Below are 6165 nucleotides of genomic sequence, written 5' to 3' on the forward strand. Positions count from 1 at the left end.
ACAAACTGCAAATCACCAAGATCGATGCGACCAGGGTCTCGCGAGTGTCAGATGAAGATTAACGACAAAGTATCCATCGGCGAAGGAGCTGCTAGCTTTGTGATTGCCGAAATCGGATCGAATCACGGCCAAGACTTCCAACTTGCGCTCGATACGATCGATGCCGCAGTGGAGGCGGGCGCGGATGCGGTCAAGTTCCAATCGCTTGCCGTCAACGAACTCTATCTCGAACCGAGTGCAGAGATCCAAAAACTGCATCAAGCCATTGACTTGGACGAATCGTGGCACCAGCCGTTGAAAGAACACTGCGACAAACGTGGTATCATTTTCTTTTCGACACCGACGTACCTGAAGTCCGTTGACTTGCTTAGCGATCTGTCAGTCGATCTGTTCAAACTTGCATCAGCTCAAATTGGCACGTTCCCTCAGCTAATTGAACGTGTCGCTCAAACCGGCAAACCAACGCTGTTATCCACGGGGCTGGTCAGCTACAGCGAACTCGAACAAGTGATCAAGATCTTCGAGCGCAACGGAAACAAAAACTACTGCATCTTGCACTGCAACAGTATCTACCCCACTCCGGCGGATCGCGTTTTCCTAGGCCGCATGGAGATCTACCGAAAAATGTTCGGTTGCCCGGTTGGATTCTCCGACCACACCGACGGCATCGCGGTCGCCACCGCCGCGGTGGCACTCGGAGCCGATGTGATCGAAAAGCATTTCATTCTGAAACGCGGCGTTGTCAATGCACCCGATGAACCGTTTTCACTGGAACCTGCCGAACTGCAGGCAATGATTCAAAGCATCCGCACGGTTGAAGCAGCAAGCAGTACTGACGTCCGGATTGAGATCGAACCAGAAGAGTCTCGTTTTAAAGAATCGATTCGCTACCGCGCAATTCTGGCGAGAAACCGAATGGCGGGAGACAGCATTCGTGACGGTGACATCCGCTACCTACGACATCCCAAGGGAATTGACGCGGTGCAAATGATGACACTATTGTCTCAGGATTGCATTACCGCACGAGCACTGCCGGCCGGCCACCTGCTGGAACGATCTGACATTTCAATCGCAAGCGTTGGCCAGAACAGCTAGGCGGTGAAGCATTTACCCCTATAAGCAAAACGCAAATGAACTGTAGCGAAAGTCGCAGAGACTTTCGGCCACGCGAGTAAAACCGAAACTCTCTGCGAGTTTCGCTACGAAAAATGCTTCACAGCGTTGGCCAAAACGGCTAAGAAACCGAAACACTCCTGCCTGATTGTTAACCTAAATCTCAAGTGCAAATGTGACGAACTCGACCCTAAGCAATTCAGCCTCGATGGCCATCGCCGAAAAAGTGAGGCAACTTCGAGCATCGGGAAGAGACGTGATCTCGCTAGCGCTGGGCGACACTCACACCAGCCCTCCCACCGCTGTGGTGGACGCAATCAATCAGGCAATCGCTGCTGGGGACACACACTATAGCTCCGCTGCTGGGCTTGAGCCGCTTCGAGAAGCGATTGCTCAAAATTACTATGCCACGCGATTCTTGCCAGAGCACATTCTGATTGTGCCTGGAGTAAAACAAGGCTTGTTTTATCTGTTTCGGGCTACGAATCCCAAGCGAATCAGTGTTCTTGAACCAACGTGGCTCGGGTACAAGGCGACAGCAGGGCTCTTGAACACCGAAATTGTTTCTGTCGATCGGACGCACCCAAATTGGCTCGACCATGTTGCAAAAGAAGAATTCGACTTATTGACGATTTGTTCCCCCAACAACCCCGACGGAAAGATCTTCAACCAACAAGAATCCGAGGCTCTGCTCAACATTTGCAAGTCGAAGAACGCGTGGCTGATTTCTGATGAAATCTATTCGACGTATGACTACGACTCGAAATGGAATTCAATGGCGCAGTTCAGTTACGACAAACTCGTCGTTTGCAATGGATTCTCGAAGTCTCACGCAATGACGGGAATGAGAGTCGGCTGGATCGCCTCTCAGAACCCCAAGGTAATCGAAGACAGTTGCAAACTACAGCAACACATCGCAACCTGCCCATGCACGCCGGTTCAGAGAGGGCTGGTTACCCAGGCGGATCCGCAACTGGCTGCACTGCGTGATACCGCTTTGATCTACAACCAGAATCGAATGTTGATTGCGGAAAAACTCGAAGGGTTCTCAAGTTATCTACCCGATGGGGCACTCTACTATTTTGTGCCAACCAGCGTGTTAGGCGGTGGTAGCGGCGCAGACGTTGCCGAACAGTTGCTTGCGGAGCAAGGCGTAGCGGTCGTTCCTGGCGTCGCGTATGGAGACAGCTTTGAAGAGTTTGTCAGAATCTCATTTAGCACTGCAGAATCAACGCTAAGAAGTGCCATCGACCGGATCCGCGATTTCACAAATTCGCGAAATTAAGCTCTGTCTGAAAAACGCTCTTGCGAAGCGTGAAACCGCGTTTCAATCAGAGCCTAGCTTGACCGACAACCTGAACTGGCCTGCACGGCAACGCTGCCTCTGGGATTCCCCTAGACAATGCTCAGCCAAGATAGCGTTCAGCCAAGACAATGCTCAGTAACGAACTTGCCCCACACGGGAATGAGACACGTATGAAAAAAGCGTTAGTGATTAGCGTCGGATGGGAACAGCAACCGCTAATTCAACGACTACAGTCGCAAGGTTATGACATCTACGGCATTCATCCCAATGGCGATTTCCCCAAAGACGCCGAGCTAGCCGATGTTTGTGTCTGTGACGTCAGAGACCTATCAAGTGTGTGGGACTACGCCAGCAAGGTAAGCCCAGACCTTGTCATCGCAGACCAATGTGATTATTCGCATTATGCCCAGGCGGTTGTCTCGCAACGAATGGGGCTGCCAGGCCCATCGATTCGAGCAGCCCATATCTCTTGCAACAAGTTTGAACAACGAACCATCTGCGCATCCAGCGGTTTTGAAACACCAAAATTTTTCCAATGTAAATCTCCCGAGGAGGCGGACAAAGCGGCACGGGAAATTGGGTTCCCACTCATTGTCAAACCAGTTGACAATCGTGGCAGCTTTGGTGTGAACCGGGTCGATAGTCCAGAACAGGTGCGCCACGCATACTGGGACGCAGTGTGTAACAGCCATTCTCGCTACGTGTTGTTGGAAGAGTTTATTCACGGCGTACAAATCACCGTCGATGGTTATGCTTTCCCCAAGTCCGGGTGTCGATCGCTCGCACTTGCCACCAAAACGCTACTCGATGATCCAGAAAGACAAGTCGCGGTAGACATCATCTATCCGGGCGAACTGCCAAAGCACGTCCGTCAGAAAGCCATGCAGATCAACGAACAAATAAATACCGCACTCGGCTACGACTTTGGCATGACCCACTCCGAATACATGGTGACGGAGGATGAAAGAATCATCTTGATCGAATCAGCAAACCGGGGTGGCGGATGCTTCACGTCCGAGCTGATTGCCCCAACGGTTTCCGGAATCGATCTGGTGGGTCAATATATCTCCGACACTGCGGGCGAAACCCAAGATCTATACACCGCTCCTAATGAAACGCCTACGATCCTGAAGTTCATCACATTTCCGCCTGGCCAGGTGAAGGGCATCACGGGTACAGAAGCCGCGATGAAAACGGAAGGGACTCTTGCGTTACGGCTTCAGATAGCTGCTGGAAGCGATATCCAACCCGTCAGCACGGATGCAAACCGTCATGGGTTCATCATCTTTTCATCCGAAACGATGGTCCGTCAACGAGCGATCGACGCGTTCAAAATGATTGACGTGACCTATGACCAAGTTCAGCCGTCTTAAGACGATTTCTGAACCCAACTTGAAACCGGAAAAATCCTATGCACATTCATGACAAGGTTGTTTCAACCATCCTTCGAAATCGCATCTCCAGTGTGGAAGTGGCAGACGCACAAGCAAAAACCGGCGTACAAGCCGAGTTGCACCCGATCAACGCGGGACACTACGCCGTTGGCAAAGTCCATTACGTCTACACTCACAGCGAGAGCAATTGGCCGCTACATAAACAAATTGAAGAAGCCCAAGAGGGGTCCATCCTTTATGTTGATGCACTGGACTGCGGAGATCGTGCCGTCCTTGGAGACATCGTTGCCAAATACCTATTTGTCTACAAACGCATCGAAGCGTTAGTCATCAACGGACATGTTCGTGACGCTCATCGACTTCGCAAAGAAAACTATCCCATCTGGATAAAAGGGGTGACACCATTAGGTTGCTTCAACCGCGACGTCGAGCTCACCCCACAAATCGAATCGATGGTATCTCAGCGTCAAACTTTGCTTGATGGCAGCATTTTCGTCTGCGACGATTCCGGATGCACCATGATCGAGAAAAACAAAATCAACGACGACACGCTCAGAAAACTCGAGTTCATTGAGCTGCAAGAAGACATCTGGTATTTCTGTACTGATACTTTGAAATGGTCAACCTATGAAACCATCTGTCTAAAAAAATACCTTGATCAGAAAGACGTCCTTCCCGAGAAGCTCGTGGCTCGTTTGAGAGAGTTTGATCTTTAACATGTGCGGGAGCCGAATGAAATGAAAGACGCGAAGCAACTTTCCCCTGCGGAATCGCAGCAGCTATCTGACCTCACCAAAGAACGCTATAGCAAACGGTACCAGGAACTTGGCAAACACATCCGCACGCTTGGCTGGGGTTCTCAAGAACAGCAGGCATACCGTTTCGAGCAAACCCTCCACTGCGGAGTTGATTTTGAAAATGCCAGTGTCTTGGACATCGGCTGTGGATTCGGTGACTACTACGAATTCTTACAGAGCAAGGGGGTCAAGGTCGCCCAATATATCGGCTCTGACTTGAACGCGGATTTTATTCGTGAAGCAAAACAACGATACAATGATCCGATCGCAAGTTTTCGAAATGATAATATTTTGACTTGCCAGAACGACGATCCGCCATCCGCTGACATCGGCATCATGCTGGGACTGTTGAATTTCAATTGGAAAGGATCGGCCGACAATCTGACCTATTCTCGACAAGCAATTCAGAATGCATTCCGGCTAGTAAAGAAGACATTGATTGTCGATTTCTTGAGCACGCAACTAACCGACACCTACCCCAAAGAAGACTTCGTCTACTACCATTCGCCATGCAGCGCATTGGAAATTGGATTCGAGTTAACACCGCATGTTTCACTGAAGCATGATTACCTACCGATTCCTCAACGAGAATTCCTTCTCGTTCTGAACAAGACAGCTTCGTAAAACCTGACACGCTAGATGAACGCAAACGAATCGCTGCCGTTTTTCGACTTTAATGTCCACCTTCCAACCACAGGCGACGAAGGAACCCAGCAGCTAATTGACCAAGAACGCACGATGTCGGCGGAGGCATACGCAGCAAGAATTCAGGAATTTCACAATTCTTGCGTCCCTCAGTGCAGAGGGGCGAACTTCATGATCTTCAACGAAAGTCTGATACGCGATTTGTCGGCCTTGGAATTTCTCGGCAAAGCAGCTTCGCAAACGAAAAACGAATCCTCCTTAACGCTGCTGCTCGATTTCCGCAGCGAGCAAGCACTGAAAGCCGTCGAATCAATACGCGATTATGGATTCTTTGGAATTAAGTTTCACGCTTACGTTCAGCAGATCACCGACGCGGACCACCCCCGAATCCAAGAGCTCTCAAAACGAGCTCAACAAAATGGTCTATCGATCCTGATAGACACTAGTTTTGGCGGACCGGACATGTATCGCTGCGATAATCTGAAACTATCAATCGCCATTTGCAACGTTGTGGATCGCAGTCCCGTCATCTTGCTACACAGCGGCGGCGCAAGAGTGCTCGAAGCAATGCTACTCGCGGAAACCTATCCCAACGTTTACCTCGACACATCTTTCTCACTTAACTATTACGAACACAGCAGCGTCGAAAAAGACATGGCATTTGCCTATCGCAAGATTGGTACGCACCGGGTTCTCTACGGATCCGACCAACCTTACGTTTCGTCACAGGAAGCGCACGCGGCGACCTCCAGATTCATCGAACGGTTTGACTTTTCAATCAAAGACGCCAGAAACATCTTCTTGCAGTCATCCCAAAATTTGCTTGAACGACAGTGACCGGACTGTTTGCTCTTTGTGGCGATCAAGTCGCCATTCACTGCAGGTTAGCCGTTTGGGCCAACGCTGTGAA

Annotated in this window: 6 protein-coding genes; all 6 read left to right on the forward strand. The window is 50.2% G+C overall.

Going from position 1 to position 6165, the window contains the following annotated elements:
• A partial coding sequence (locus tag RMSM_RS11515) for an N-acetylneuraminate synthase family protein (RefSeq protein ID WP_236622100.1) occupies nt 1–1095 on the forward strand: 1095 nt, incomplete at its 5' end.
• 226 nt (nt 1096–1321) lie between these two features.
• The gene (locus RMSM_RS11520) at nt 1322–2398 is read left to right on the forward strand and encodes a pyridoxal phosphate-dependent aminotransferase (protein ID WP_008695748.1); all 1077 of its coding nucleotides are present in this window, start codon (nt 1322–1324) and stop codon (nt 2396–2398) included.
• A 191-nt stretch (nt 2399–2589) separates the two neighbouring features.
• The gene (locus RMSM_RS11525) at nt 2590–3792 is read left to right on the forward strand and encodes an ATP-grasp domain-containing protein (RefSeq protein ID WP_008695749.1); all 1203 of its coding nucleotides are present in this window, start codon (nt 2590–2592) and stop codon (nt 3790–3792) included.
• Between the two features lie 38 nt (nt 3793–3830).
• The gene (locus RMSM_RS11530) at nt 3831–4529 is read left to right on the forward strand and encodes an RraA family protein (protein ID WP_008695751.1); all 699 of its coding nucleotides are present in this window, start codon (nt 3831–3833) and stop codon (nt 4527–4529) included.
• 21 nt (nt 4530–4550) lie between these two features.
• Nucleotides 4551–5234 carry a class I SAM-dependent methyltransferase gene (locus tag RMSM_RS11535; protein WP_008695753.1) on the forward strand — a complete coding sequence of 228 codons (684 nt, stop codon included), beginning with the start codon at nt 4551–4553 and terminating at the stop codon, nt 5232–5234.
• Between the two features lie 15 nt (nt 5235–5249).
• Nucleotides 5250–6092: an amidohydrolase family protein gene (locus tag RMSM_RS11540; RefSeq protein ID WP_008695754.1), complete on the forward strand. Its 843-nt coding sequence runs from the start codon at nt 5250–5252 to the stop codon at nt 6090–6092.
• Nucleotides 6093–6165 lie beyond the last annotated feature (73 nt).

Origin of the sequence: Rhodopirellula maiorica SM1, assembly GCF_000346295.1 — a bacterium.
Classification (GTDB): Bacteria; Planctomycetota; Planctomycetia; order Pirellulales; family Pirellulaceae; genus Novipirellula; species Novipirellula maiorica.